This is a genomic window from Salmonella sp. A29-2 (genome assembly GCF_020150755.1).
GTDB lineage: Bacteria > Pseudomonadota > Gammaproteobacteria > Enterobacterales > Enterobacteriaceae > Salmonella > Salmonella enterica.
The window spans coordinates 3,592,542-3,617,349 of the sequence record NZ_CP083731.1 but is presented as its reverse complement, the minus strand read 5'-3'; the positions used below and the strand labels follow the sequence as shown (position 1 = coordinate 3,617,349).

General features: G+C 50.8%; 18 protein-coding genes and 6 pseudogenes. 21 read left to right on the top strand and 3 right to left on the bottom strand.

The genetic code is table 11. The features are described from left to right. Positions 1-10: 10 nt before the first annotated feature. Entirely contained in the window at positions 11-4,549 is a 4,539-nt protein-coding gene (locus K8W53_RS17645) for an RHS repeat-associated core domain-containing protein (RefSeq protein WP_223163370.1), read from the top strand. Beyond that, positions 4,546-5,094, top strand: a complete 549-nt coding sequence (locus K8W53_RS17640; RefSeq protein ID WP_023236940.1) for a hypothetical protein — start codon at positions 4,546-4,548, stop codon at positions 5,092-5,094. Before K8W53_RS17645 ends, K8W53_RS17640 begins: the two co-directional genes overlap by 4 nt. A gap of 45 nt (positions 5,095-5,139) precedes the next feature. Here the strand turns inward: K8W53_RS17640 and K8W53_RS17635 are convergent, their stop codons facing one another. Then, positions 5,140-5,709 (bottom strand): DUF4291 domain-containing protein, encoded by a 570-nt coding sequence (locus tag K8W53_RS17635; protein WP_052939574.1) that lies wholly within the window; start codon positions 5,707-5,709, stop codon positions 5,140-5,142. A gap of 121 nt (positions 5,710-5,830) precedes the next feature. Here K8W53_RS17635 and K8W53_RS24040 point away from each other — a divergent pair. From K8W53_RS24040 to K8W53_RS17595, 9 genes and pseudogenes are all read left to right on the top strand, one after another. Then, positions 5,831-5,947 (top strand): annotated as a pseudogene (locus K8W53_RS24040) (hypothetical protein); the annotation flags it as partial. Positions 5,948-6,422: 475 nt separating this feature from the next. Next, positions 6,423-6,839, top strand: a complete 417-nt coding sequence (locus K8W53_RS17630; protein WP_001596567.1) for a DUF2195 family protein — start codon at positions 6,423-6,425, stop codon at positions 6,837-6,839. Between the two features lie 23 nt (positions 6,840-6,862). Continuing rightward, a complete protein-coding gene (locus tag K8W53_RS17625; protein WP_000968384.1) occupies positions 6,863-7,384 on the top strand; it encodes a DUF2778 domain-containing protein in 522 nt (173 codons plus the stop codon). 396 nt (positions 7,385-7,780) lie between these two features. Further along, complete coding sequence (locus K8W53_RS17620) at positions 7,781-9,970, top strand: type VI secretion system Vgr family protein (RefSeq protein WP_052939573.1); 2,190 nt, start codon at positions 7,781-7,783, stop codon at positions 9,968-9,970. A 23-nt stretch (positions 9,971-9,993) separates the two neighbouring features. Beyond that, positions 9,994-10,440: a DcrB-related protein gene (locus K8W53_RS17615; RefSeq protein ID WP_000375832.1), complete on the top strand. Its 447-nt coding sequence runs from the start codon at positions 9,994-9,996 to the stop codon at positions 10,438-10,440. 18 nt (positions 10,441-10,458) lie between these two features. Then, positions 10,459-14,592: an RHS repeat-associated core domain-containing protein gene (locus K8W53_RS17610; protein ID WP_072106084.1), complete on the top strand. Its 4,134-nt coding sequence runs from the start codon at positions 10,459-10,461 to the stop codon at positions 14,590-14,592. A gap of 13 nt (positions 14,593-14,605) precedes the next feature. Beyond that, positions 14,606-15,127 (top strand): SMI1/KNR4 family protein, encoded by a 522-nt coding sequence (locus K8W53_RS17605; protein WP_023203424.1) that lies wholly within the window; start codon positions 14,606-14,608, stop codon positions 15,125-15,127. A gap of 243 nt (positions 15,128-15,370) precedes the next feature. After that, positions 15,371-15,895: pseudogene (locus tag K8W53_RS17600) on the top strand (DUF4329 domain-containing protein); the annotation flags it as partial. Between the two features lie 18 nt (positions 15,896-15,913). After that, a complete protein-coding gene (locus K8W53_RS17595) occupies positions 15,914-16,222 on the top strand; it encodes a hypothetical protein (protein WP_023203423.1) in 309 nt (102 codons plus the stop codon). A gap of 58 nt (positions 16,223-16,280) precedes the next feature. Here the strand turns inward: K8W53_RS17595 and K8W53_RS17590 are convergent, their stop codons facing one another. Beyond that, positions 16,281-16,538: a SymE family type I addiction module toxin gene (locus tag K8W53_RS17590; RefSeq protein WP_023203422.1), complete on the bottom strand. Its 258-nt coding sequence runs from the start codon at positions 16,536-16,538 to the stop codon at positions 16,281-16,283. 136 nt (positions 16,539-16,674) lie between these two features. Between K8W53_RS17590 and K8W53_RS24035 the strand changes: the two are divergent. The 5 genes and pseudogenes from K8W53_RS24035 to K8W53_RS17575 all read left to right on the top strand — a co-directional run. After that, positions 16,675-16,848 (top strand): annotated as a pseudogene (locus tag K8W53_RS24035) (RHS repeat-associated core domain-containing protein); the annotation flags it as partial. Between the two features lie 762 nt (positions 16,849-17,610). Beyond that, positions 17,611-17,886 carry a hypothetical protein gene (locus K8W53_RS17585; RefSeq protein ID WP_223163371.1) on the top strand — a complete coding sequence of 92 codons (276 nt, stop codon included), beginning with the start codon at positions 17,611-17,613 and terminating at the stop codon, positions 17,884-17,886. Positions 17,887-17,978: 92 nt separating this feature from the next. Next, positions 17,979-18,446, top strand: coding sequence for a sugar tyrosine-protein kinase (locus K8W53_RS17580; RefSeq protein ID WP_000828182.1), 468 nt, complete (start codon positions 17,979-17,981; stop codon positions 18,444-18,446). A 29-nt stretch (positions 18,447-18,475) separates the two neighbouring features. After that, a pseudogene (locus K8W53_RS24030) lies at positions 18,476-18,633 on the top strand (RHS repeat-associated core domain-containing protein); the annotation flags it as partial. 130 nt (positions 18,634-18,763) lie between these two features. Continuing rightward, positions 18,764-19,042 carry a hypothetical protein gene (locus tag K8W53_RS17575; protein ID WP_012664366.1) on the top strand — a complete coding sequence of 93 codons (279 nt, stop codon included), beginning with the start codon at positions 18,764-18,766 and terminating at the stop codon, positions 19,040-19,042. A gap of 138 nt (positions 19,043-19,180) precedes the next feature. On the opposite strand, the pseudogene K8W53_RS17570 reads toward K8W53_RS17575, so the two are convergent. Further along, positions 19,181-19,423 (bottom strand): annotated as a pseudogene (locus K8W53_RS17570) (SymE family type I addiction module toxin); the annotation flags it as partial. A 52-nt stretch (positions 19,424-19,475) separates the two neighbouring features. On the opposite strand from K8W53_RS17570, the gene K8W53_RS24025 reads away from it, so the two are divergent. From K8W53_RS24025 to K8W53_RS17550, 5 genes and pseudogenes are all read left to right on the top strand, one after another. Further along, positions 19,476-19,673: a transposase gene (locus tag K8W53_RS24025; RefSeq protein ID WP_023203419.1), complete on the top strand. Its 198-nt coding sequence runs from the start codon at positions 19,476-19,478 to the stop codon at positions 19,671-19,673. Continuing rightward, a pseudogene (locus K8W53_RS17565) lies at positions 19,607-20,180 on the top strand (integrase core domain-containing protein); the annotation flags it as partial. The gene K8W53_RS24025 and the pseudogene K8W53_RS17565, both read left to right, overlap by 67 nt. 760 nt (positions 20,181-20,940) lie before the next feature. After that, entirely contained in the window at positions 20,941-21,438 is a 498-nt protein-coding gene (locus tag K8W53_RS17560; RefSeq protein ID WP_058654878.1) for a Saf-pilin pilus formation protein SafA, read from the top strand. A 74-nt stretch (positions 21,439-21,512) separates the two neighbouring features. Then, complete coding sequence (gene safB, locus K8W53_RS17555; RefSeq protein WP_052939572.1) at positions 21,513-22,253, top strand: pili assembly chaperone SafB; 741 nt, start codon at positions 21,513-21,515, stop codon at positions 22,251-22,253. 23 nt (positions 22,254-22,276) lie between these two features. Further along, positions 22,277-24,787, top strand: coding sequence for a fimbrial biogenesis outer membrane usher protein (locus K8W53_RS17550; RefSeq protein ID WP_023223985.1), 2,511 nt, complete (start codon positions 22,277-22,279; stop codon positions 24,785-24,787). The last annotated feature ends 21 nt before the right edge of the window (positions 24,788-24,808 follow it).

Genomic DNA, 24,808 nt, shown 5'->3' with positions numbered 1-24,808 from the left:
GGACGAACGGATGACGGAAAAAAGCGCGCAGGAAAAGCTGGCGGAACTGGACCAGCGGGACAGTAATGCCGAAACAGTAGAAAACATCGCCACCACAGGGCATGTTGCCAGTGTCGGAATCACGGTCGTCAGTATGGTGGGGGCAACGGCAAAGGTAGGGCTGGCAGCAGCAGCGGCCAAAACCTGTGCAGCCGGAATAGCCAAAGCCGTTGCTGGATTTGGCGGCCCTCTGGTTGCCGGAATGGCGGGAGGGATGCTGGGAGGATGGCTGGGTACCAAAGCGGGTGACTGGTTTATGGATACCTGGGGTAAAGATCACGCAGTTTCTGGCCCCACAGATATACCGGCGTGTGTGGGACATCATATTGTTCATAACAATTCCTTTCTGGGCGCAATTGGTGGGTTGATTGGCGGACTTATTGTAGGGATTGCGGTTGGTGCACTAGTCGTTGCGACGGGAGGGGCTGCGCTGGGGGTACTCGCTGCCACTGTTGCTGCCGGAGCTGGAGGGCTGGCGGGGGGATTTGTCGGCGGTGCCGCGATGGCCATTGGTTCCCGCTGGGCCTCTGATACCGGAGAAATTCATGAAGGTTCGCCCAATGTCACTTTTGAAGGAAAAGCAGTGGCACGGGTAACCGATCCAGTGATTTGCAGCGACGATCCGGGCGAACCGCTGCCGCAGATAGCTGAGGGCAGCAAAATCATTTCTGTAAACAGTCTGCCGCTCGCACGTAAGGGGCATAAAATCACCTGTTCGGCAGTGATTCAGGACGGGTGTAAAACCATCACGGCGGATAAGACTACCGGGCAGTACGGGCCGATTAATGCGGATATGTCTGTTACAGAACAATCTATCGTGTCCGGTTTAGAGGTTCTGACAGCTCTGTGGGGCGCAAAACAGTTAAACCGGGCAGCCAATGAGCGTATCAGCCAGGGATTCAGCGACCCGGTGGACGCGGGAACCGGCGAATACCTCGACTACCGTACTGATTTCCACTGGCCCCATATCCTGCCGTTAACGCTGAAACGCGCCTACACTGGCCGCCACACCGTGAGCGGCTTTCTGGGCACTCGCTGGCTGTGTAACTGGTCGCAGTACCTGGAATTTGACAGCGACGGGCAGAATGTCACCTATTTTGATGTTGAGGGTTTATGTCCGGCCTATGCCACGGTGCAGGAGCCATACAACTGCCGCAACCTGCTGGTGCCGCACTACCGCCTGACGGGTAACCGCAGGCGGGCCGTCATCTTCGATGAGCATACGCAGCAGGGCTATATCTTCACACCCGTTTCCCCCGGCGCACGCCGCCTGCGTCTGTCCGCTATCAAAGACCGTAACCGCAACGAAATCCGCTTTCTCTATAACGGTGTGGGCCATCTGACAAACGTCGAACACAGCGGCGGCCTGCGCCTGCGGGTGATGTGTGGCCCGGAAGGACTGATTTACCGCGTCAGCGACGAGGCGGACGGCAGTGAGCTGGTACGTTATGACTACACTCACCACGGCGATGAGTGGTGGCTGCGTGATGCGCAGACGCGGTTTAACGGCACGCTGCATTACACGTACACCGAACAGGGCTGGCTGAATTCCTGGCGCGACAACGGCCCGACACATTTCCACCTGCGCTACGACGATGAAGGGCGGGTGGTGGCGACGGGCACCGAAGAGGGGCTGTATAACGACACCTTCCGTTACTTCCCGGCAGAGCGCAAAACCGAGTACACCGATGCAACCGGGGCCGTCACCACGCTGTGGTTTGATGAAACATGGCTGCTGATAAAACAGCGAGACCCGCTGGGGCGCATCACGGAATGGGTGCGCGATGAATATGACCATCCGGTGAGTATCCGGCAGCCGGGCGGGCGTGTCACACAGATTAAACGCGATTATGCCGGACGCATCCTGAGCGAAACGGATGCCGACGGGCGCAAGCGGGAATGGCAGCGGGATGCGTTCGGGCAGATAACGGCTTACCGGGACCACCGCACCACGGCGGCATACCGCTATAACAGCGAAGGCAACCTGGTTCACCGGGAAGTGAATGACCAGAAATGGCAGTACCGTTACACCGAAGATGGCCAGATAAAGGAGGTTATTTATCCGGACGGCAGCCGCGAGCAGTGGGCTTATAACGCGCAGGGCAGCCTGACGGCGCATACCGATGCGGCAGGCCGGACGACGCATTATGCGGAAGACCGCTGGCTGCGGCTGACGGGCGTTACGGATGCGGAAGGGCGCAGCACGTACTGGCAGTACCGTCCGGGAGAGAGCAACCCGCATGAGAAGGTCAGCGCGGTTATCCGGGCAGACGGCGGCGCAGAGACGTTCCGTTACGACGGCGAGGGAAAAATCGCCGTCCATACCGGCGCGATGGGCCAGACCACGCGCTACCGCCACGGGGCATTCGACCTGCTGCGCGAGGTGGAGGACGCAGGCGGGCAGCGCATTGTCTGCGACTATGACGGCGCGGCGAGGCTGACACAGTTAACCCGCTCCGGCAACCAGCGCTGGCGGCTGCATTATGATGCGGCGGGGCAACTGGCGGGGGAGGATGACTGGTCGGGACGGCGGACGGTTTACCGCCGGGATGAACAGGGCAGGCTGGCGGAGAAAGTGCGCCCGGACGGCAGCGTGTGGCGCTATGCGCGGGATGAATTCGGTCGGGTGACAACCATCACGGGTGAGCACCAGCAACTGCGCTACGGCTGGGACCGTTATGACCGGATGGTGAGCGCGGAGGTATATGAGTGCAGCGACGCCACGCAGAAGGATTATACGCTGACCAGCCGCATCACGCTGGAATGGGATGACCGGCACCGGCTGGTGGCGGAAGTGCAGGACGGTCAGCGCACGGAATACCGCTACGATGAAGCGGGACGGCTGACGGGAACGAAAACCGCGGACGGCGAAACGCAGCGGGAATACGATGCCTCGGGCGTATTAACGGCTTACCGCAGCAACGGCCACCGGATGGAGTTTGGTCATACGCGGGCAGGGCAGGAACGGAGCCGCCGCTACCGCCCGGAGGATGAAGAAAGCTGGCTGGCGCAGACGCCGCTGAACCACGCGGTCTACATCCAGGAGCAGGGCCATGATGCCTGTGGCCGCACGGCGTGGCAGCGGGCGGGGGCGGAGCGACTGACAGGCAGCCATGAGAGCGTGGCGTCATGGCGACCGCTGGGCGAACACCGTTACGCGTGGGATAAATCGGGCCGCCTGACGGGCCATGAGGTGTGGTCGAAAACGCGCAGCGAACAGGAAGCACGCTACAGCTATGACAACCGCGACCAGATAACCAGCGTGCTGCGGCTGAACGCCGACGGCCCGGCGCAGGAAGAGCGCTACCGCTACACGGTGAACGAGCAAATCGCGGAAAGCCGGATAAACGGCATTCTGTCACAGCATGACTACCGCAACGAATGCGTGACGCAGGCAGGAGACAGCCGCTACGAATACGACGCCTGCGGGCGGGTGATAAAACGCACCGAACAGAAACGGGGCTTCCGGCCGCAGGAATGGCGCTACCGCTGGGATAACTTCGACCGTCTGCGGGAGGTGAGAACGCCGGACGGTGAGGTGTGGCAGTACAGCTACGACGCTTTCGGACGCAGAACGGCGAAGCGTAATATTATCCGTGCGGCGTGGAAACAAAATCACCACACCGTCAGCGAGGTGCGCTACCAGTGGCTGGGGATGGCGCTGTCGGCGAGTGAGAAGCGCTACGCGGACGGCAGCCCGGCGCTGCGTGAGCAGTGGCATTACCGGGGCGGTTTTGAGCTGCTGGCGAAGGAGGCGCGGGCGGCGAACGACGACACCAGCGACTTTTATCCCATACTCATCGGCCCGGACGGCGCGCCGCAGGAGATGTACAGCGCGAACGGGCGGAAGGTGTGGCGGCGGCAGCGAAGCCTGTGGGGGCTGGCGGCGGCGAATGACGCGTCGCCTGACGGGCGTGAAAGCTGTGACGCGGGCTTTATGGGCCAGTGGCAGGACGAGGAGAGCGGGCTGTGGTATAATTTACACCGCTACATGGACTCACGGACGGGGCAATATTTAAGCCAGGACCCGCTGAAACTGGGCGGCGGGCTGAACACGCAGTCGTATGTGCATGATCCGGTGGGGTGGTGCGATCCGTGGGGGTTGATGGACTGTCCGTCTTCAGCGGAGGCGGAGATATTCTATCGGACTATGTCAGAAGATAATTATGCCACATTACAAAGTACAGGGCGTATGCCTGGAACAACCGAAACGACGATATCGCCAACAAGAGTGTTTTCTGAAGCATATGATGGTGTTCTGGTAAAATTTAATATGAAATCAGGAACTCAAAAATCACTTGAGAATATAGGTATTAGAGATGGTTCTAAGTTAACTGAGGTAATGTATCCTGATATGCCTAGTCCCACCAAGACTAAAGGGTGGGGATATAATTATGCAAGATTTAAAGGAGAGGGAGAACAGATTAATATTGGACTAGGAAAAGAGGGAGGGAATGCTTTGAAAGTATTTAATGATGGTATTGACTCATATGAGGTTGTGAGACCATGATGGATAGTAGACAGAAAAAATTAGTTCTTTCGGTTATTAATAATAAACCAATCCACGAGGGAAAAGTGTCTGATGAGGATTTTCTTGCCGAATTTCCATCCGGTTGTGACAATGTCAGTGAGTTTGTAACTAAATTATTGATTGAATCCTGTGTTTCTATGGATGCGCAATGTGTTGAATTATCTCTATATGTAGGATTCCACTTTGGTTTTTCAGGTGCTGATGAGCTCATTTTAGATAAGCTTCTGGTATGTGATTTTCATTACAGACATGATGAAATTGTACGAGCTTTAGTTCTAATAGGAGCATCCACAGATGAGACTGTCGATGCTCTTTCCAAATGCGCTTTAACTGAATTTGATTATCTATCAGATGACAGAGATGACGGCATATATACTTTGTCATGGAATTGTATATATGCGCTGGCTAAAATAGCAACACCTTATGCGATTAATAAATTGAAATGGTTATCTGAATGTGATATCCAGGAAATTAAAGATAAAGCAGTTGAAGTAATAAAAAAATATAAAATAAATATTATGTGATTCTCTATTTTTGGACTAAAATATTCCCAAGTAAATGGGGATGTTTTACCTTTGATGGTTAGTGGGGTATTCAGATTCTATTGGCAATAATAACATTGCTTCTTCTAAATTACCTGATAGTACAAGTGAATGTATTTTTGATGCTAATTTAGTAACATCATGGATGTTTTTTATCCATTTATTAGTATAATTTATGACGGCTTCATTTCGTAGACCTATTTGAATTGTCCGGTAATTAAGTTTGTTTAAATAAATATCTCGTTCTGGATCCCATTGAATGATAATATCACTTTTTTTCACTGCTTCTTTCCAGCTATTTGATGATAAATTGTGATTTTTGTCATGGTTGTTAATTACCGACTTTTCGAAAATAGTATCAAAGTCAGTGCGAGCTATGTCAATAGCTAGGATTCTTTTTTGACCAGGATCTTTCGTACCCCAGTGAGATCTATACATCATCCAGAGAAATGATGGTTTAATCCAGGTCATACGCGCCATGTTAAACGGCGGGGAAACAAAAGTTTTGTTTTTTAAGGCGGAATCGGCAATTTCATCTGAATATGCTTGATACACTCTGATAAAATTTTCTGTGTAATAGGCTCTTACTTGATCCATGGGCTGAAACTTTGTCACACTGTAATAAACCCCAAATAATATTTAGATTTTATTATCATACTACTCCCCCATGTAATCATCTATTGTTTTTTATGAAAATCGGAATAAATAAGTATAGAAAGACTTGGGGGGCAGCGACAGCGTGGCCGGATTCGGCGGACGCGTGGCTGTTTTGACGCATATCGAAGCGCTATTTGATGGCAGTCGGGTAGTGCATTCGCCGTATGAGAGAAATGAGTAACTGATCCGCACTGACCTATTGAAGATTCCGGTTCATCACCGGGACCATATCAATTATCTGCCACGTTTGATCACCGGAATATCCCCCGGTATCATTCAGCGCACCGGGAAAGTTTTTCAGCCATGCTTTAATGTTTCGCTGGTTGATATACGTCACGCTCATCTCTTCAACACAGCCCAAAGTTTGCGGGTATTTTGCGGCGTAATCAAGACACAGTCTTTCTGAATACTGCTACGACGCTTTCGAACGCAGAACGGCGAAGCGTAATATTATCCGTGCGGCGTGGAAACAAAATCACCACACCGTCAGCGAGGTACGTTATCAGTGGCTGGGGATGGCGCTGTCGGCGAGTGAGAAGCGGTATGCGGACGGGAGTCCGGCGCTGCGTGAGCAGTGGCATTACCGGGGCGGTTTTGAGCTGCTGGCGAAGGAGGCGCGGGCTGGTGGATGAAAAAAATAGAGGTCAGATGCTGTGAAAAAGTACGCTGTAGAGGTTCTGTTTATGTCTGCCTGTGCAGGAATGTTCCTGCCCGTATTTGCCTGGGGCGGAACAGATGTAAACATTGATAACCCGCTGGCGGAGTGTGTGGATATCCATCCCGTTCATCGTCAGGAAATGGATAACCTTACCATTCTGAAAACAACGGTCACACTGAAAAAAAGTACCGGTGAATGTGGCTGTTTCTCAACATTAATCAACTATACCAGCTTACTGGCGCAGGATGTTGAGGGTTACGGACGCGGAAGTGCATATTCCCTTCAGGAGGGGAATATTTCACTGGCGAAGATGCAGGGACGTTATCCTTTCAGCTTTGTATTATCGGTGGATAACCAGTCTGTACGGGATCAGAAGCTGGCGCTAATGATACGTTGTACACCACCGCTGTAATACACAGAATAGTCAGGGAGAAGATGATGGCAGTAAGACTGACTTTTGACGGGCAAAAGCTGACATGGCCTGGTATCGGGATATTTAAGGCGACCACGGGGTTACCGGATTTACAGTGGCCAGATAAACAGTGTGTGCCGGATGCGGCGATACCGGAAGGGAATTATAAATTGTTTATTCAGTTTCAGGGGGAGGCACCGATAAGAAATGCTGCGGATTGTGATCTGGGACCATCATGGGGCTGGAGTACCATTCCGCGAGGCCAGGCTGCCGGAACATGTGAGATATACTGGGCGAACTGGGGATATAACCGTATCCGGCTGGAATCAGCGGATGAGAAGACCCGAAAAGCCTGTGGGGGCAAGCGGGGTGGTTTTTATATCCATGATTCCACCAAAGGTTACAGTCATGGTTGTATTGAAGTGGAACCGGTGTTTTTCCGTATTCTGAAACAGGAGACGGAAAAAGAAAATGGTGAAAAGACATTTACGGTTAATGTTAAGTATGTTTCTGGTCAGCAAACGAATGGTGGAACAAAACAATAATACCGTTAAAACCGGCTGAAATTATCGTGTCTGGACGTGCTGTGGTTGACAATCATTACAATGGTGGCCAGATAAGTAATGAGCACCAATGATAAAGTATATGGCTGGCGGTGTGCTGGTTATTAATCAAATTTTTATAAAATGCAATGTGAATCTGGTAAGCGTAATAAAAATAAAATCATAATATTGTTATATTCATTTCCTTATTTATGTAATTCAGTATTTATGTTATGTGCTAATTTTTGTGTTTTTATTTTCATGGCTCTTGTCAGCAATATACCCTGTTCTTCTGGTAAATATTTAAATATAACAGGCTGGTTGCATTATAAAGTGCGGGGCACTGTTTCCTGACGGTGAGTCTATTTATTTTAATCCGGTATTAAAGGAGTCACTACCATGAGTTTTGTATCCACAAATAATAAATCCGGTATGGGAGGGCTGACGACAACCACGCCGCCGATAACCGGAGAAAGTGGCGGTGTCACCGCAGATTCAGTCGCCGGAAGCGTGGCAGATGCGGCGGAAGCCGCCGTGGAACAGGCTGCGGGATCGCTGTTTGGCGCATTGCCGGAGCCATCAGGACTGGTGAAAGCCGCGGTGGCAGCGGCGCAGGCTGCCGCCGCCGCAGGTATGGCGCAGGATGCGGTATCGGCCATCGTCTCCGCTGTTGCAGGCGGGCCGGGGGCGCATAATGTGACGGTCAGCGGCAGCGCCGTACCGCCGGGCGCATTACTGTTCGCCAGCCTGGACGGCGGCGAAACATTAAGTGAACTGTTCAGCTATGTGGTACAGCTAAAAACGCCCGACCCCCTGAATCTGGGCTATGTCTCCCCGGCGGCCAACCTGCCGCTCAAACCGATGGTGGGCAAAGATCTGTGCGTCAACATCGAACTGGATGGTGGCGGTAAACGACATATCAGCGGGCTGGTCACGGCGGCGCGGGTGGTGGGCCATGAAGGGCGTTCGGTTACCTATGAGCTGCGTATGGAGCCGTGGGTAAAACTGCTGACCCATACCAGCGACTACAAAGCATTCCAGAATAAAACCGTGGTGGATATTCTGGATGAAGTGCTGGCGGAATACCCCTACCCGGTGGAAAAGCGGCTGGTGGAAAGCTACCCGGTACGTACCTGGCAGGTGCAGTACGGTGAAACTGATTTTGATTTTCTTCAGCGACTGATGCAGGAGTGGGGCATCTACTGGTGGTTTGAACACAGCGAGGACAGTCACACGCTGGTGCTGGCGGATGCCATCAGCGCCCACAAAGCATGTCCGGACTCGCCGCTGGTCGAGTGGCACCAGGAAGGGCTGAAGCTGGACAAGGAGTTTATCCACACTATCACGGCAAACGAGAGTCTGCGGACTGGCCAGTGGGTGCTGGATGATTTCGATTTTACGAAGCCACGTTCATTGCTGGCAAACACGGTGGCAAACCCGCGTGAAACCGGTAATGCCACCTACGAGCATTATGAGTGGCCGGGAGACTACTTCGACAAGAGTGAAGGCGAGATGCTGACGTGCATTCGTATGGAAGCGCAGCGCAGCCCCGGCAGTCGGGTGCTGGGGGGAGGGAATATCCGCACACTCATGACCGGTTATACCTTCACGCTGGAAAACTATCCCACTGCCGAAGTCAATCAGGAATACCTGCTGATGCAGACCTTGCTGTTTGTGCAGGACAACGCGCAGCACAGCGGGCAGGACCAGCACTTTACCTTTTCCACCCGTTTTGAACTGCACCCGACCCGTGAGGTGTTCCGCCCGCAGCGGACGGTGAGCAAACCCCACACCAAAGGGCCGCAGAGCGCCATCGTCACCGGCCCGGCGGGCCAGGAAATCTGGACGGATCAGTACGGGCGGGTAAAGGTACAGTTTGGCTGGGATCGCTACGGCAAAATGGATGAAAACAGCTCCTGCTGGATACGCGTCAGCTACCCATGGGCGGGCAAAGGCTTCGGGATGATCCAGATCCCGCGTATCGGCCAGGAAGTGCTGGTGGATTTCAAAAACGGCGATCCGGATCTGCCGATCATCGTGGGGCGTACCTACAACCAGGACACCATGCCGCCGTGGGGACTGCCGGGAATGGCGTCGCAGAGCGGGATCTTCAGCCACTCGCTGTATGGCGGGCCAACGAACGGCAACATGCTGCGTTTTGACGACAAAACGGGCGCGGAGGAAGTGAAGTTCCACGCGGAAAAAGATCTCAACACCACGGTGAAGAATAATGAAACGCATACGGTTATGGTGGATCGCACTAAAACCATTATTAAAAATGAAACCAACAGTATTGGTGAGGACAGAAACACCACGGTAACGAAGAATGACGGCCTTTCCGTAAAACTGGCGCAGACGATCAATATCGGCACCACTTATCGTTTAGATGTTGGCGATCAATTCACGCTTCGCTGCGGCAATGCGGCGCTTGTTTTACATAAGGACGGCTCCATTGAGTTTTGTGGCAAGCAACTGATGTTACATACCAGCGATGTCATGCAACTGATTGGTAAAGGTATTGATATGAACCCGGATGGCGGCACAGCCGTAACCGCCGATGATATTGCCCCCCTTCCCACCTCTGAGTGATCTGAATTAAACCTGGAGTTCTCATGGATCGACCATACCGCATACAGGAAGGGTGTTTTGTCCTGCCTGAAACATTTACGGATCGCAGCGTTAATATTTTTATCCTGGAGGGCAATGAACGAACATCGCCCAGCCTGAATATTTCCCGCGATACGCTAAAACCTGATGAAGACCTGCCCGCCTATATTGACCGCCAGATTGCGCTGATGAAAAAAAATCTCGGTCAGCACCGGGTATTGTCGCGAGCGCCTGCACAGGCAGGAACGGGCAATGATGCCCTGATGGGGGAACAAATTGCCGCCACCCATAAATCCGGGAAAACGGAAGTGTACCAGCGTCAGGCCGGGTTTATTGCAACCCCTGGCAAGGTACTGGTCTTCACCCTGACCAGTCCCCGTCCTTTTGATGATAAAGCAGACCTACTCTGGAACACCTGGCTGGCAGGCTTTCAGCCGGATAAAAACGAATAATCACACGGAGGTGTGACCATGTATGAAGCAGCCCGTGTGGATGACCCTATCTACCACACCAGTGCGCTCGCCGGGTTTCTTATCGGCGCTATCATCGGCATCGCCATTATCGCGCTTGCCGCCTTTGCCTTCTTTAGCTGCGGTTTTCTTGCCGGGCTGATTCTGGGTTTTATGGCCGATCAAATAGCCTCCGGGGTATTGCAACTGGGCGAGGCCATCGGGCGCTCCATCCACCACACGGCAGGAAAAATCCTCACCGGTTCGGAGAATGTCAGCACCAACAGTCGCCCGGCGGCGCGCGCGGTACTGAGTACGGTGAAATGCGATAACCATATCGCAGAAAAACGCATCGCCCAGGGGTCGGAAAATATCTACATCAACAGCCAGCCCGCCGCCCGTAAGGATGACCACACCGAATGCGACGCGGTGATTGAAGACGGTTCGCCGAATGTGTTTCTCGGCGGCGGCACACAGACGGTACTGGAAATCAGTTCTGAAATTCCGGACTGGCTGCGCAAGGTGGTGGATGTATTGTTTGTCGTGGCGAGTCTGCTCGGCGGGCTGGCCGGGGCGTGGCGGCAGGCGGCAAAGCTGGGGACGAAATTTGGCACTAAATGTGCCGCTAAGTTTATCGGCGGGGAGCTTGTCGGGATGGCCGTGGGTGAGGCTATCAGCGGGCTGTTCAGCAATCCGGTGGATGTGACCACCGGGCAGAAAATCCTGCTGCCGGAAACGGACTTCACCCTGCCCGGTCGCCTGCCGGTCACCTGCTCGCGTTTTTACGCCAGCCACCTGGAAACTGTGGGACTGTTGGGACGGGGCTGGCGGCTGAACTGGGAAACCAGCCTGCGCGAGGACGATGAACACATCACGCTGACCGGCGTACAGGGGCGGGAACTGCGTTACCCGAAAACGATGCTGACGCCCGGCCACCAGATATTTGACCCGGAAGAACAGTTATACCTCAGCCGCCTGCATGACGGGCGTTACGTGCTGCATTACACCGATCGCAGCTATTACGTATTTGGTGATTTTGACAGTGACGGCATGGCATACCTGCTGTTTATGGAGACGCCGCACCGCCAGCGCATTGTCTTCGGGCACGAAGGAGGCAGACTGGTACGGATAGCCTCCAGCAGCGGGCATCACCTGTTACTGCACCGCACACAGACCCCGGCAGGGGAGCGGCTGTCGCGAATTGAACTGGTGCAGGGCGGCACCCGTGGCAATCTGGTGGAGTACCGGTATGACGATAACGGTCAACTGACTGGCGTGGTGAACCGGGCGGGAACGCAGGTGCGGCAGTTTGCTTATGAAAACGGGCTGATGACGGCGCACAGCAATGCGGCGGGGTTCACCTGCCGCTACCGCTGGCAGGAACTCGACGGCGCGCCGCGCGTAACGGAGCACGACACCAGTGACGGTGAACATTACCGCTTTGACTATGATTTTGCCGCAGGCACCACCACCGTCACCGGCAGGCAGGGGGAGTCATGGCAGTGGTGGTACGACAGGGAGACGTATATCACCGCGCACCGGACGCCGGGCGGTGGAATGTACCGCTTCACGTACAACGAAGACCACTTCCCTGTCAACATTGAGCTGCCCGGCGGTCGCACGGTGGCGTATGAATATGACATCCAGAACCGGGTGGTGAAGACGACAGATCCGGAAGGCCGGGTGACGCAGACGCAGTGGAACGGCGAGTTCGACGAAATCACGCGCACGGCGCTGGACGATGACGCTGTCTGGAAAACGCAGTACAACGCCCACGGCCAGCCAGTGCAGGAGACGGACCCGGAAGGGCGGGTGACGCAGTACGCTTACGATGAACAGGGGCAGATGTGCAGCCGGACGGATGCGGCGGGCGGCACGGTGGTGACGGCGTTCGACAGCCGGGGGCAGATGACGCGGTACACCGACTGTTCAGGGCGCAGCACAGGATATGACCACGATGAGGACGGCAACCTGACGCGGGTGACGGACGTGGAAGGGAAGGTGGTACGCATCAGCTACAACCGACTTGGGTTGCCGGAGACGGTGAACTCACCGGGGAAACAGCAGGACAGGTATACCTGGAATGCGCTGGGGCTGATGAGCAGCCACCGGCGCATCACGGGGAGCGTGGAGAGCTGGCGGTATACGCCGCGCGGTCTGCTGGCGGCGCACACGGATGAGGAGAAGCGCGAGACGCGCTGGCAGTACACGCCGGAAGGCCGGGTGACCGCGCTGACCAACGGCAACGGGGCGCAGTACCGGTTCAGTCACGATGCGGACGGCAGGCTGGTGCGTGAGGTGCGCCCGGACGGACTGAGCCGTACTTTTATCCTGGACGACAGCGGTTATCTGACGGCGATACAGACCACGGGCACGCAGGGCGGCGTGCGGCGGGAGACGCAGCAGCGGGATGCGCTGGGCCGTCTGTTACGGACGGAGAATGAACACGGCCAGCGGACGTTCAGCTACAACCGGCTGGACCAGATAACGGCAGTGACGCTCACGCCCACGGAGGCGGGGCAACAGCAGCACCGGATGCAGGCCGACACGGTGCGTTTTGAGTATGACCGCAGCGGCTGGCTGACGGCGGAGCACGCGGGGAACGGCAGCATACGTTATCAGCGCGACGCGCTGGGCAACCCGACGGACATCACGCTGCCGGACGGGCAGCACCTGACGCATCTGTATTACGGGAGCGGGCATCTGTTACAGACGGCGCTGGACGGCCTGACGGTGAGCGAGTATGAGCGCGACAGCCTGCACCGTCAGATAATGCGCACGCAGGGGCAGCTTGCGACGTACAGCGGCTATGACGACGACGGGCTGCTGAGCTGGCAGCGCAGCCTGGCGTCCGGCAGTGCCCCTGTTCTTCCCGGCCAGCGCCCGGCGCGGCAGGGCTGCGTGACGTCGAGGGACTATTACTGGAACAACCACGGCGAGGTGGGCACGATTGACGACGGCCTGCGTGGCAGCGTGGTGTACAGCTATGACAGAAGCGGTTACCTGACCGGGCGCTCAGGTCAGATGTATGACCATGACCGTTATTATTACGATAAGGCGGGCAACCTGCTGGATAACGAAGGGCAGGGTCCGGTGATGAGCAACCGGCTGCCGGGCTGTGGTCGTGACCGTTACGGTTATAACGAGTGGGGCGAGCTGACCACGCGGCGCGACCAGCAACTGGAGTGGAACGCGCAGGGGCAGCTGACGCGGGTCATCAGCGGCAACACGGAGACGCACTACGGCTACGATGCGCTGGGGAGGCGAATCCGCAAGGCGACGTACGGGCGGCACACGGGCCATACGGCGCGGAGCCGGACGGACTTTGTGTGGGAGGGGTTCAGGCTGTTGCAGGAGAACGTGCAGCAGCAGGGCTGGCGGACATATCTGTACGATGCGGAACAGCCGTACACGCCGGTGGCGAGCGTAACGGGGCGGGGAGAAAGCAGGCAGGTGTGGTATTACCACACGGATGTGACGGGCACGCCGCAGGAGGTGACGGCGGCGGACGGAACGCTGGTGTGGGCGGGATATATCAGGGGGTTTGGAGAGAATGCGGCGGACATCAGCAACAGCGGGGCGTACTTTCACCAGCCGCTGCGGCTGCCGGGGCAGTATTTTGACGACGAGACAGGGCTGCATTACAATCTGTTCAGATATTATGCACCGGAGTGTGGCAGGTTCGTCAGTCAGGATCCGATTGGGCTGAATGGAGGTATTAACCTCTACCAATATGCACCGAATCCGTTAAGCTGGATTGATCCGTGGGGTTTGATCGGCAAGCCGTTGAATTCTCCATTAACGGATAAATGGTTAGATAAGGGAGGAAGTATCTGGCAGGAGATTGATGGTCAGACATGGGTATATCAAGATAAATATGGCAATGTAGTGAGGTATCCGGATGGATATCCAGACTTCAGTCCTTATGAGGTGCAACATGTTGATGTCCCCGATTTAAAAGGGAATCACCGCTTGGGTCCATCAGGAGATTTTGGCAAAGCCAATGCTTTAGCTCCCAAAGGGGCTGCCGATTTGGAAGTTAATACTTGGCATCATCATCAAAACGGAGTCACCATGCAAGAAGTTCCTAAAGACATACATAGTAGATTTACCCATCGGGGTGGTGTCTCAAATATTAGAAATAAATGTTTGTAAATGTGGAGTGCATATGCCTGTTTCATGTGGTAATGGTTTAGCCGAAAACCAAATTAGAGATCTGGAAAAAAATTTTTCATTATCATTTCCCGATGACTATAAGGATTTTCTGTCTCGGTATAACGGGTTTGTTGTTAAGCAGCCTGATTTTTGTGAATTTGACTATGATTCTGTTGATGATGGGGCCATTGCCTTTTATGCGTTATTCGGATACGGAATTTCAAATAGAAACGATGAATTAGTTTACCAGAATAATGAATATCTCGACGAGATAGATTTCATAAGCAATGCATTTATTATCGGCTCCGACCCGGGAGGAAACTACTTTGTCTTAGTATGTGAAGGTGAAAAGAAAGGCGTTTATTATTGGGATAGGACTCATTTACACTCGGAAGATGATTTACAAAAATTTGATATAAATGCTGAGAATGTAAGTGGGCCTCTCTATAAATTTAGTGATAACTTCTATGACTTTTTTGAGAGACTAGTTATAAATACGTTAAGCGCAGGGATGAAGTTGTACCGAGACTTGTAGTGTAAATGGAAGATCTTGGGTGTCATATGCGGTTGATGAAAGTATCAGCATGATGAAAAAATGACTGATTGTTTTTTTGCCCTATGATATTACCCATCGGTTAATGGATAGAATAATACTCATAAAGATGGAATGCTGATTAGAGTAAGACGATAGCATATGAACTATGATGCAGTGTTTTTTGTCATTTACATACAAAACTGACATTATGTTCCACAATCTGATTAGATCCACTATCCTTATCCAATCTCGCTGAGGGGCGGAATAAACTTATATGCGTATGCGCCGAATCCGTTAAGTTGGATCGATCCCCTCGGATTAAGGAAATCATGTTCAGGTTTTTCAAGTGCGGATGATGCTGTGAGATCTGCTCTAAGTAAATATAATCCGATGTCCATATTTAAAAACAGAGAGTACGGCGGAGTTATATTTAGAGCTAAAGATGGTTCTTACGGATATACACGTGGTCGTTTAGGAACCAGCAGAACAGCACCAACATTTAAAGACTCCGCAGGTGGTTTACCCAAAGGTTCTACACCCGTCGGGCAATATCACACGCACGGCGATTATTCAGATGCGGGTTTTAACCGGACGAATAAGGCAGGAGATTATCATGATAGTGATCAATTTTCTTCAAAAGATATATTTATTCATAATCAGGCAAATGGTTATTATCCTGGCTATACTGATGCTTTAGGAGCGCTAAGTGGCGGGTTTTGGAAGATTTTTGGTAGAGTCAGCGGCCCTGATGATGCGATACCGTTATAAGGTGCGGGGGTATATCTGATGAATAGAAAAAATCGTTGTGTTCTTGAGATTGATAAAGAATTAACTCCGTTCTTATTTAATGCAATTATAGCAATTAAAAATAGTGAGTGGAGTAAATTATACGATGTGGAAAATTTTTATTTAATTTTCAATCCTATTATCCGTAAAACAGAAAATGTAGAGTTCTATACTATTACATTTTTATCAGAGGAAATTACTCAAGATAACTGGATGGATATAGGTTCTGGTGGTATTGAGGTTAAAGAGATAAATGTTAACATAAACGTAAAGACTAAAGAAGTCATCTCTATATATGGTGGTCGTTAGTATATTGGTCCGAGAGATATTCTCGGACCTCTTTTATTATTAATCCCCGTTCATTCCACTAAACAATCACGTCCCGCATCCCCTTAACCACCTGTTCAGCCTTGTAAAGCTGTTCGCGCAGCTTCTGCTCCTCGTTACTGTCCGCCATCAGCACAATACACCCCTGTGAAATCTTCACGGTGACGCCGCGCCCGGTCTTAAATCCCGCTTCTTCCTGCCAGTCACCCTTAAGGTGCTGGCTGGGGATATGTGAGTAACTGGTGGTCATGCAGGTTTCGCTGTTGATGTGGCGGACGCTGGCGCCGGAGGCATTCATATTTGCTGACTAAATAAATTCTTAATTCTCCGCCGGATGCTGGCTGATTGTGGAGCTTAGGGTGAGCGAGTATGGGCGCGACATCCTGGCACCGCGCCTCCCTCTCCCCGGCCAGTACCGGGCGGTGATGAGCAACCGGCTACCGGGGCCGTATTTTGACGATGAAACGGGCCTGCATTAAAATCTGTTCAGATATTATGCACCGGAGTGTGGCAGGTTCGTCAGTCAGGGCCCGACAGGGCTGTAAGGAGGATTAAATCCTTACCACTATCCGTTGAATCCCGTCACAGATACAGATCCGCTGGGATTGTTTACATGTGAATTATGTAGTCGCATGATAGATGAGACTAATAATAGTCTGGATAGTCTTCCATTTAATCCGGCAAAAATGTTAACGGCTAGTTTAAATATGGCTAATTCTGCAAGATTGCACGCAAGTGGGGTAGCCAAACTCGGGATAGGTATTGCTGCTGATGGATTGGTTATATTGTCTCCAGTGGGCAATGTCTCTCTGGCATGGGGGGAATATCAAATTAGCAACTGCTTCATATAACAGGGCAAATTTATGATTATCAGAATCACTTAATGAAACCGACAAGGATAGGTGCTGGAGAAATTTATTAGATGTATTCCCTTATAGCGAACAGTTTGACGCCCAGGTAAGCCATCAATTAGCGATGTGTGTAAAGAGAAACTCCATAACATGATGGATTCTCCAATGAATTTCATCAAAAAGATAGGGACATTGATGTTTGATGAATATGATTAATAAAATATCCATGTTGATCTTTATTATTGGAAGTGTAATCGCGATAATATGGATGTTATATGCCACTTTATCGAAAAGAGGGATGTTTAGAGATAATCTTAAAAAAATAATCAAGATAATATGTGATTTATTTTGGGGGATAAGCTGATAACTCTGAGTAAAGAATATCAGAGACTGTACATGAAATTATTAATCCTTCGTTGAATAAAAGCCGGGAAATCATTATAGGCGGATAACCGCATCACGGAAGATATGCAGTACGTGTACCGGTATGGCTGTTACGGGAGGCTGACGCCGGAGCAGATGGCGGGACAACTGGAGCCGGAGTACACACCCCAAAGGAAAGAGAGGTTTGTGCGTATTATTCATTGTGTGATCATAGCGGTACAGGTACTTCTGCTGGTTTGTTATTCACACTATCAGCCCCTGATGCTGATTTATTACCAGGAATATCAGAGTCTGGAGGGGATTCTTATGGAGGCACTTCTTGCGGGAATGGCTTATACAGATGCTTGTGATCAAAATGATAGTTATAAATATACAAAAGGTGTGAGTATGGAACCCGGATTTGGAGACTAGGGGGAACTCACATGCTTCCGGCATTCGAGGTGTCTATCGGAGATTTTCGATCTGATGGATAAGGAATATGATTGGTTATCAGGTGAATTCAAGTGAAAAGAAATAGATTTTTTCTATCGTTACTATTTATGGTGTTGATTGTGTTGTTCGTTATTCTATTTTTTACATGGTTAGGTAGAGAGAATATTAAAAATGATAGCGCTATTCGAGAAGTTGCGAAAGAAGAAGTTGATAAGCTTTTTTCTCTTTATAATAAAGGGGAGTATGCTGAGATATATGATTTGTCATGTGACTCTTTCAAAAATGCCACTGCGAGAAAAGATTTTTTAACAGTTATGGGAACTAAAATGAAAATACTCGGTGAATTTAAAGGGCGAAAACTTCAATATAGTAATGTCATTAATTCAAAATCCGTGGAGTTATATTATAGAGTGGACTATATTAACTATTCTTTAATTGAAGAATTTAACTATATTAAAAATGATGGACAAAAAATATGCTTGCAAGCAATGTTTACGGATGATGCGGGGAAACATGGGGAGGTAATTAAATTACATTAACGTGTGATAACTCCAGTTAAAGCCTATCCCAATGCGATGAAGAATTGGGGCTGTATTATAACTAGCATCGTTTCTATAATCCGGGACTGGGAAGGTATATTACGCAGATCCAATAGGGCTGAAAGGGGGATGGAACCGATATCATTATCCTCTGAATCCTATTACAGATAGTGATCTTCTTGGTCTTATTACTTGTGGTACTGATAGAGATGATCCTGGCAAGTTATTAAGATGAAAAATTGTTGAAAATAATTGCGTTAGTGAATGCTCATTTATGCCTTTACCTACAAAAAGTAACGGATTTGCTTGCTGGAATTGTGTTAACGAATGTAAAGGAAATCAAGGCTATTGATGTTTTTACTACAGGAATAAGTATGGTTAACGATAAGGATACAGCTATATTAATTAGTGATTTAATGTTGAGATTCGGTAAGGAACTTGATGAATCTGTTGCTGTTGTTCAGTCCCGTTGTGATGAGGATGAATTTAAGGTATATCGAGAAGCGGTTGGTTTTATCATGGGTGAAATGCTTATTAAAATAATGAATCCATTATATGAAAAGCATCCAGAAATAAAACCAAAAGGATTGAAATAAAACATCTGGAACCGGATGAATAATGTGTAAAAGCCGGAGGGGTTATCTTTTCCCGGCTTTTTATTATCAATTACTCATTAACTCCTGTTCCGTTCTTTTGCGTTTAATCACCGGAATATCTCCGGTATTGTTCAGCGCCCCCAGAAATGTTTTTAACCACTGTTCTGCATTCCGTTTATTAATGCGGATCACGCCCATCCCTTCAATACAGCCAAAGAGTCCGCGGGTATGCTGCGGCGTGATCACGATGCAATCCCTCATTACCCGCACCTTGACGGGCATCCCGTTAATAAACCCCGCCTGCGGTATCTATTCACCGTACAAACGAACTGAAAGTCTCTCAACGCGTGAGTATGTAAGTATCCCGCATAATCGAGCCATTCACATTTAGAGATCATCCGACATAATCAATCTGCCAACGCAGGAGATCGCTGTGCGTAAAGCCCGTTTTACTGCGCACCAGATCATCGCTGTGATTAGAACAGTCGAATCCGGACGGACTGTTAAAGATGTCTACCGGGAGGCCGGTATTTCTGAAGCCACCAGGGACAACTGGAGGTCTGGATACGGCGGCAGGGATACGCGTGGAATCACAAAAGGCTCCACCGTATTTACTGTCTGCTCAAGCTGAATTTTCGCCGTAAGGGTAAACAACGGCTGCCGGTACGCAATCCCTCGCCACTGGTCACGCCGGAAGCGCTGAACCAGAGCTGGTCTGTGGGCGTCGTTTTCGCACGTTCAATGTTGTTGATGACTGTAATCGTGAAGCGTTGTCGATTGAAATCGATCTGAATCTGCCAGCTCTGCGAGTGGTCCGTGTACTCGACAGGATTACAGCAACCGCGGTTATCCGGCCATGCTGCGTATGGATAAGGGACCGGAATTTATCTCGCTGGCACTGGCTGAATGGGCAAAGAAACATGTAGTAAAGCTGGCGTTTATCCAGCCGGGTAAGCCGAAGAAAAACGTTTTCATCGAGCGTTTTAACCGGACATACCGTACAGAAATACTCAATTCTTATCTGTTCAGAACGCTGAATGAGGTGCAGGAAATTACGGATAAAGGTTTATCAGAATATAACTGCGAACGTCCACATGAATCGCGGAACAATATGATACCGGAGGAATACCGCCAATGACGTTATCTGGCCGGAATCTTAAAAATGCATGGAACTAAAACGGGTCTATTTACAGGGGCACCTGCGATGAATTTCGCTGTACTGAAAAGCGATACCGGATGAGAGCTGCTTCAAATTAATGTGCCATGTTCACGGGGAGGTGGTGCGACGTTTGCATAATCCAGCAAGAACTGAAAGGAAGGGGAGAGCTTTTTCATGCCTGTATAATCAGTCTGGCCTGTGTCAGTCAGCTCTTAGTGTTGAGACTCTCGTTGGAGCGCTATAATTGCTTTTCCGTTTCGGAAAACAAGATTTTCCATTAAAGATCTTCCCTGCGAGGAAAAGTTAACTAATAATCTTACCGTCGAGTTAGGAGATGTATGTTTAAATATAAACAATGTTGCAACGATGCCTGATAATTATCCTCTCTTCGAAGATAAGTTTCCCACACCCAGTGTGGTGGGTTTCATTGTAATGTTATCACTTGAATGTAAATGGAAGGTATAATTGCTTTTTGACTGGCATTCTATTCCACCCTGACAATACGATGTTAACATCAATGCTGGTTATATTGGCAATAACGCAATTTTTTTCAGATTAAGAGGTGCTCTGATATATAGATTTTTATGACATTACTTATTTGAATTGGTAACAAATACCAATAAGTACAAGCTGTTATTACCAGCCACGGATTTTTACATACGGTAAGATTTGGTATGGCGTTATGTATTATGGATGTGCTGGACTATTTTAATTTGGTCAAAAAAAAGGTGGTTTTTCGATGAAAAATGTAAAAAATTTAATTATCGCAAGTGCATTAAGCATTATGGCTGCTAGTTGTTATGCCGGCTCGCTCGTGCCGAATACAAGCACTGGCGTGTCGGCGGATGTAAATTTCAGTAATCCTGGACAACTACACGCACAGCTTACTCCAGTGTCTGGCTTGGTGGCAGGGGCTCATAAGGGTGATGAGGCTATTGCTATACTTTCGGCAAGCGGTTCGAGCAAACAATACGTGGTAACGGGAGACTATTCTAAACCTGAAACAGTGGGCAACGGCAGCGATGTGTGGACGGTAACTGGTAAAAGTGGTAATACCATTAAAGTTACCTTTGGGGGGGTAGCCTGTGCCAATAAAGGTTCATTAGTGGATGGTGCTTCGCATAAGTGGTGGGTATATAACATGACAGATAAAGTCGCTGTGAAATTGTCTGGATCACAAACGGTAAAGGCTGATACTTATCCAGTGACGCTACACATAGCGGAGTATCAAGCTTAATAGTAAACAACTTTTATTGCGCCTTATTAAGGCGCAATAAATATCAAGTCATACATTTTTTTATAACTTGTAATATGAAAATTATTAGTTTTGGTGTAATGGCGGCTGTTTTATTCGTCTCTAATTCTATAACTCCTCCAGTGTATGCCTCTGAGCAGAAATTAAATTTAAACACTAAATCATTCAGCGTGAAGCTGGGGGCTACACGGGTGATTTATCACGCTGGTACAGCTGGAGCCACGCTCTCGGTGAGCAACCCGCAGAATTACCCTATTTTGGTTCAGTCTTCAGTCAAAGCAGCAGACAAAAGTTCGCCTGCTCCCTTTTTGGTGATGCCGCCTCTATTTCGTTTAGAAGCGAACCAGCAGAGTCAACTGCGTATTGTCCGTACTGGTGGTGACATGCCAACGGATCGTGAAACTTTACAGTGGGTCTGTGTAAAGGCGGTACCACCCGAAAATGAACCGTCGGATACACAGGCTAAGGGCGCGACCCTTGACCTCAATTTGTCCATCAACGTCTGTGATAAGCTGATTTTCCGCCCGGATGCCGTGAAGGGGACGCCGGAAGATGTTGCAGGAAATTTAAGATGGGTGGAGACGGGCAACAAACTTAAGGTGGAGAACCCCACCCCGTTTTACATGAATTTAGCCTTCGTCACAGTAGGGGGAAAGCCCATTACAGGGCTTGAGTATATCCCCCCCTTTGCTGACAAAACACTAAATATGCCAGGTGGCACTCGTGGTGATATCGAGTGGAGAGTTATTACAGACTTTGGTGGTAAAAGTCATCCGTTCCACTACGTCCTTAAATAAATCCAGGGGCTTAGCGGCAGAATATGAAGTTCAAACATCCTGCCTTGCTACTGTTTATCGCGGGAGTAGTTCACTGCGCAAATGCGCACGCTTACACATTCGATGCATCGATGTTGGGCGATGCAGCGAAAGGGGTTGATATGTCGCTCTTTAACCAGGGGGTACAACAGCCAGGGACTTATCGCGTGGACGTGATGGTGAATGGTAAACGTGTCGACACCCGTGATGTGGTGTTCAAATTGGAAAAGGATGGGCAAGGAACGCCTTTTCTGGCTCCTTGTTTGACGGTCAGTCAGCTTTCACGCTACGGCGTAAAAACGGAAGATTACCCTCAGTTGTGGAAAGCAGCAAAGCCCCCAGATGAGTGTGCGGATCTGACCGCCATTCCACAGGCTAAAGCGGTACTGGATATCAACAATCAGCAACTGCAACTGAGTATTCCGCAGTTGGCGTTGCGTCCGGAATTTAAGGGGATCGCTCCTGAAGATCTCTGGGATGATGGTATTCCGGCGTTTCTGATGAACTACAGTGCGAGGACAACGCAGACGGATTACAAAATGGATATGGAGAGGCGTGACAACTCTTCCTGGGTACAACTGCAACCGGGAATCAATATAGGTGCGTGGCGTGTCCGCAATGCGACCAGCTGGCAGCGGAGTGGTCAACTGTCGGGGAAGTGGCAGGCAGCATATACCTATGCTGAGCGTGGACTGTACTCACTAAAAAGTCGTCTGACTCTGGGGCAAAAGACTTCGCAGGGGGAGATATTTGATAGTGTGCCATTTACCGGTGTGATGTTGGCATCGGATGACAACATGGTGCCCTACAGTGAGCGGCAGTTTGCTCCGGTAGTGCGTGGGATTGCCCGCACGCAGGCTCGGGTGGAGGTCAAACAGAATGGTTACACCATTTACAACACCACTGTGGCGCCCGGACCGTTTGCACTGCGGGATCTGTCGGTAACAGACAGTAGTGGTGATCTGCATGTCACCGTGTGGGAGGCCGATGGCAGTACACAAATGTTTGTGGTGCCGTATCAGACCCCGGCGATAGCACTGCACCAGGGATATTTGAAGTACAGCCTGTTGGCGGGCCGATACCGATCGTCAGACTCTGCAACGGATAAGGCGCAGATCGCGCAGGCTACGTTGATGTATGGTCTGCCGTGGAATCTCACTGCATACGGCGGTATACAGAGTGCAACGCACTATCAAGCTGCATTGCTTGGTTTGGGGGGATCTCTCGGGCGGTGGGGGAGTTTATCTGTCGATGGAAGCGACACACACAGTCAGCGTCAGGGGGAGGCGGTACAGCAAGGAGCCTCCTGGCGACTGCGTTACAGCAACCAGCTGACTGCGACGGGGACAAATTTTTTTCTGACGAGATGGCAGTATGCCTCGCAGGGCTATAACACCCTATCCGATGTGCTCGACAGTTATCGACATAATGGCAACCGTCTATGGTCGTGGCGGGAAAATTTGCAGCCGAGCTCGCGTACTACCCTGATGTTGAGTCAGTCATGGGGGAGGCATTTGGGCAATCTGAGTTTAACCGGTTCCCGTACCGACTGGCGTAATCGCCCCGGTCATGATGACAGCTACGGACTGAGTTGGGGAACCTCTATCGGAGGGGGCTCGCTGTCATTGAACTGGAATCAAAACAGAACGCTGTGGCGCAATGGCGCGCACCGTAAAGAGAACATAACCAGCCTGTGGTTCAGTATGCCATTAAGCCGCTGGACGGGGAATAATGTAAGTGCTAGTTGGCAGATGACTTCACCATCACACGGTGGTCAGACGCAACAAGTGGGGGTCAACGGAGAGGCATTCAGTCAGCAACTGGATTGGGAGGTGCGTCAGAGTTACCGTGCCGATGCCCCGCCAGGTGGTGGTAATAACAGCGCATTGCACTTGGCATGGAATGGGGCTTACGGCCTGTTAGGTGGTGACTATAGCTACAGCCGGGCGATGCGCCAGATGGGAGCCAATATCGCGGGAGGTATAGTTATCCACCATCATGGTGTGACGCTGGGGCAACCTTTGCAAGGCTCAGTGGCGCTGGTTGAAGCGCCAGGGGCCTCGGGGGTGCCAGTTGGCGGCTGGCCTGGCGTTAAGACGGATTTTCGTGGCGACACCACAGTGGGCAACCTGAACGTCTATCAGGAGAATACAGTCAGCCTCGATCCGTCGCGACTACCGGATGACGCAGAGGTCACACAAACCGATGTGCGCGTGGTGCCAACCGAAGGGGCGGTGGTGGAAGCGAAGTTTCACACTCGCATCGGGGCCAGGGCACTGATGACGCTGAAACGGGAAGATGGTAGCGCCATTCCTTTCGGGGCGCAGGTTACAGTCAATGGGCAGGATGGCAGCGCTGATCTGGTGGATACTGATAGCCAGGTTTATCTCACTGGTCTGGCGGATAAGGGCGAACTGACGGTGAAATGGGGAGCACAGCAATGTCGGGTTAACTACCACCTACCTGCCCACAAGGGAATCGCGGGCTTGTATCAAATGAGCGGTCTCTGCAGATAGCCGATTCTGAAGGAGAGAATA

What these genes read in the sequence shown, in the direction of transcription:
- K8W53_RS17645 (WP_223163370.1), top strand. Translation starts at nt 11, where the DNA reads ATGACGGAAAAAAGCGCGCAGGAAAAGCTGGCGGAACTGGACCAGCGG.
- K8W53_RS17640 (WP_023236940.1), top strand. Translation starts at nt 4,546, where the DNA reads ATGATGGATAGTAGACAGAAAAAATTAGTTCTTTCGGTTATTAATAAT.
- K8W53_RS17635 (WP_052939574.1), bottom strand. Translation starts at nt 5,709, where the DNA reads ATGGATCAAGTAAGAGCCTATTACACAGAAAATTTTATCAGAGTGTAT.
- K8W53_RS17625 (WP_000968384.1), top strand. Translation starts at nt 6,863, where the DNA reads ATGATGGCAGTAAGACTGACTTTTGACGGGCAAAAGCTGACATGGCCT.
- K8W53_RS17620 (WP_052939573.1), top strand. Translation starts at nt 7,781, where the DNA reads ATGAGTTTTGTATCCACAAATAATAAATCCGGTATGGGAGGGCTGACG.
- K8W53_RS17615 (WP_000375832.1), top strand. Translation starts at nt 9,994, where the DNA reads ATGGATCGACCATACCGCATACAGGAAGGGTGTTTTGTCCTGCCTGAA.
- K8W53_RS17610 (WP_072106084.1), top strand. Translation starts at nt 10,459, where the DNA reads ATGTATGAAGCAGCCCGTGTGGATGACCCTATCTACCACACCAGTGCG.
- K8W53_RS17605 (WP_023203424.1), top strand. Translation starts at nt 14,606, where the DNA reads ATGCCTGTTTCATGTGGTAATGGTTTAGCCGAAAACCAAATTAGAGAT.
- K8W53_RS17595 (WP_023203423.1), top strand. Translation starts at nt 15,914, where the DNA reads ATGAATAGAAAAAATCGTTGTGTTCTTGAGATTGATAAAGAATTAACT.
- K8W53_RS17590 (WP_023203422.1), bottom strand. Translation starts at nt 16,538, where the DNA reads ATGAATGCCTCCGGCGCCAGCGTCCGCCACATCAACAGCGAAACCTGC.
- K8W53_RS17585 (WP_223163371.1), top strand. Translation starts at nt 17,611, where the DNA reads ATGGCGGGACAACTGGAGCCGGAGTACACACCCCAAAGGAAAGAGAGG.
- K8W53_RS17560 (WP_058654878.1), top strand. Translation starts at nt 20,941, where the DNA reads ATGAAAAATGTAAAAAATTTAATTATCGCAAGTGCATTAAGCATTATG.
- safB (WP_052939572.1), top strand. Translation starts at nt 21,513, where the DNA reads ATGAAAATTATTAGTTTTGGTGTAATGGCGGCTGTTTTATTCGTCTCT.
- K8W53_RS17550 (WP_023223985.1), top strand. Translation starts at nt 22,277, where the DNA reads ATGAAGTTCAAACATCCTGCCTTGCTACTGTTTATCGCGGGAGTAGTT.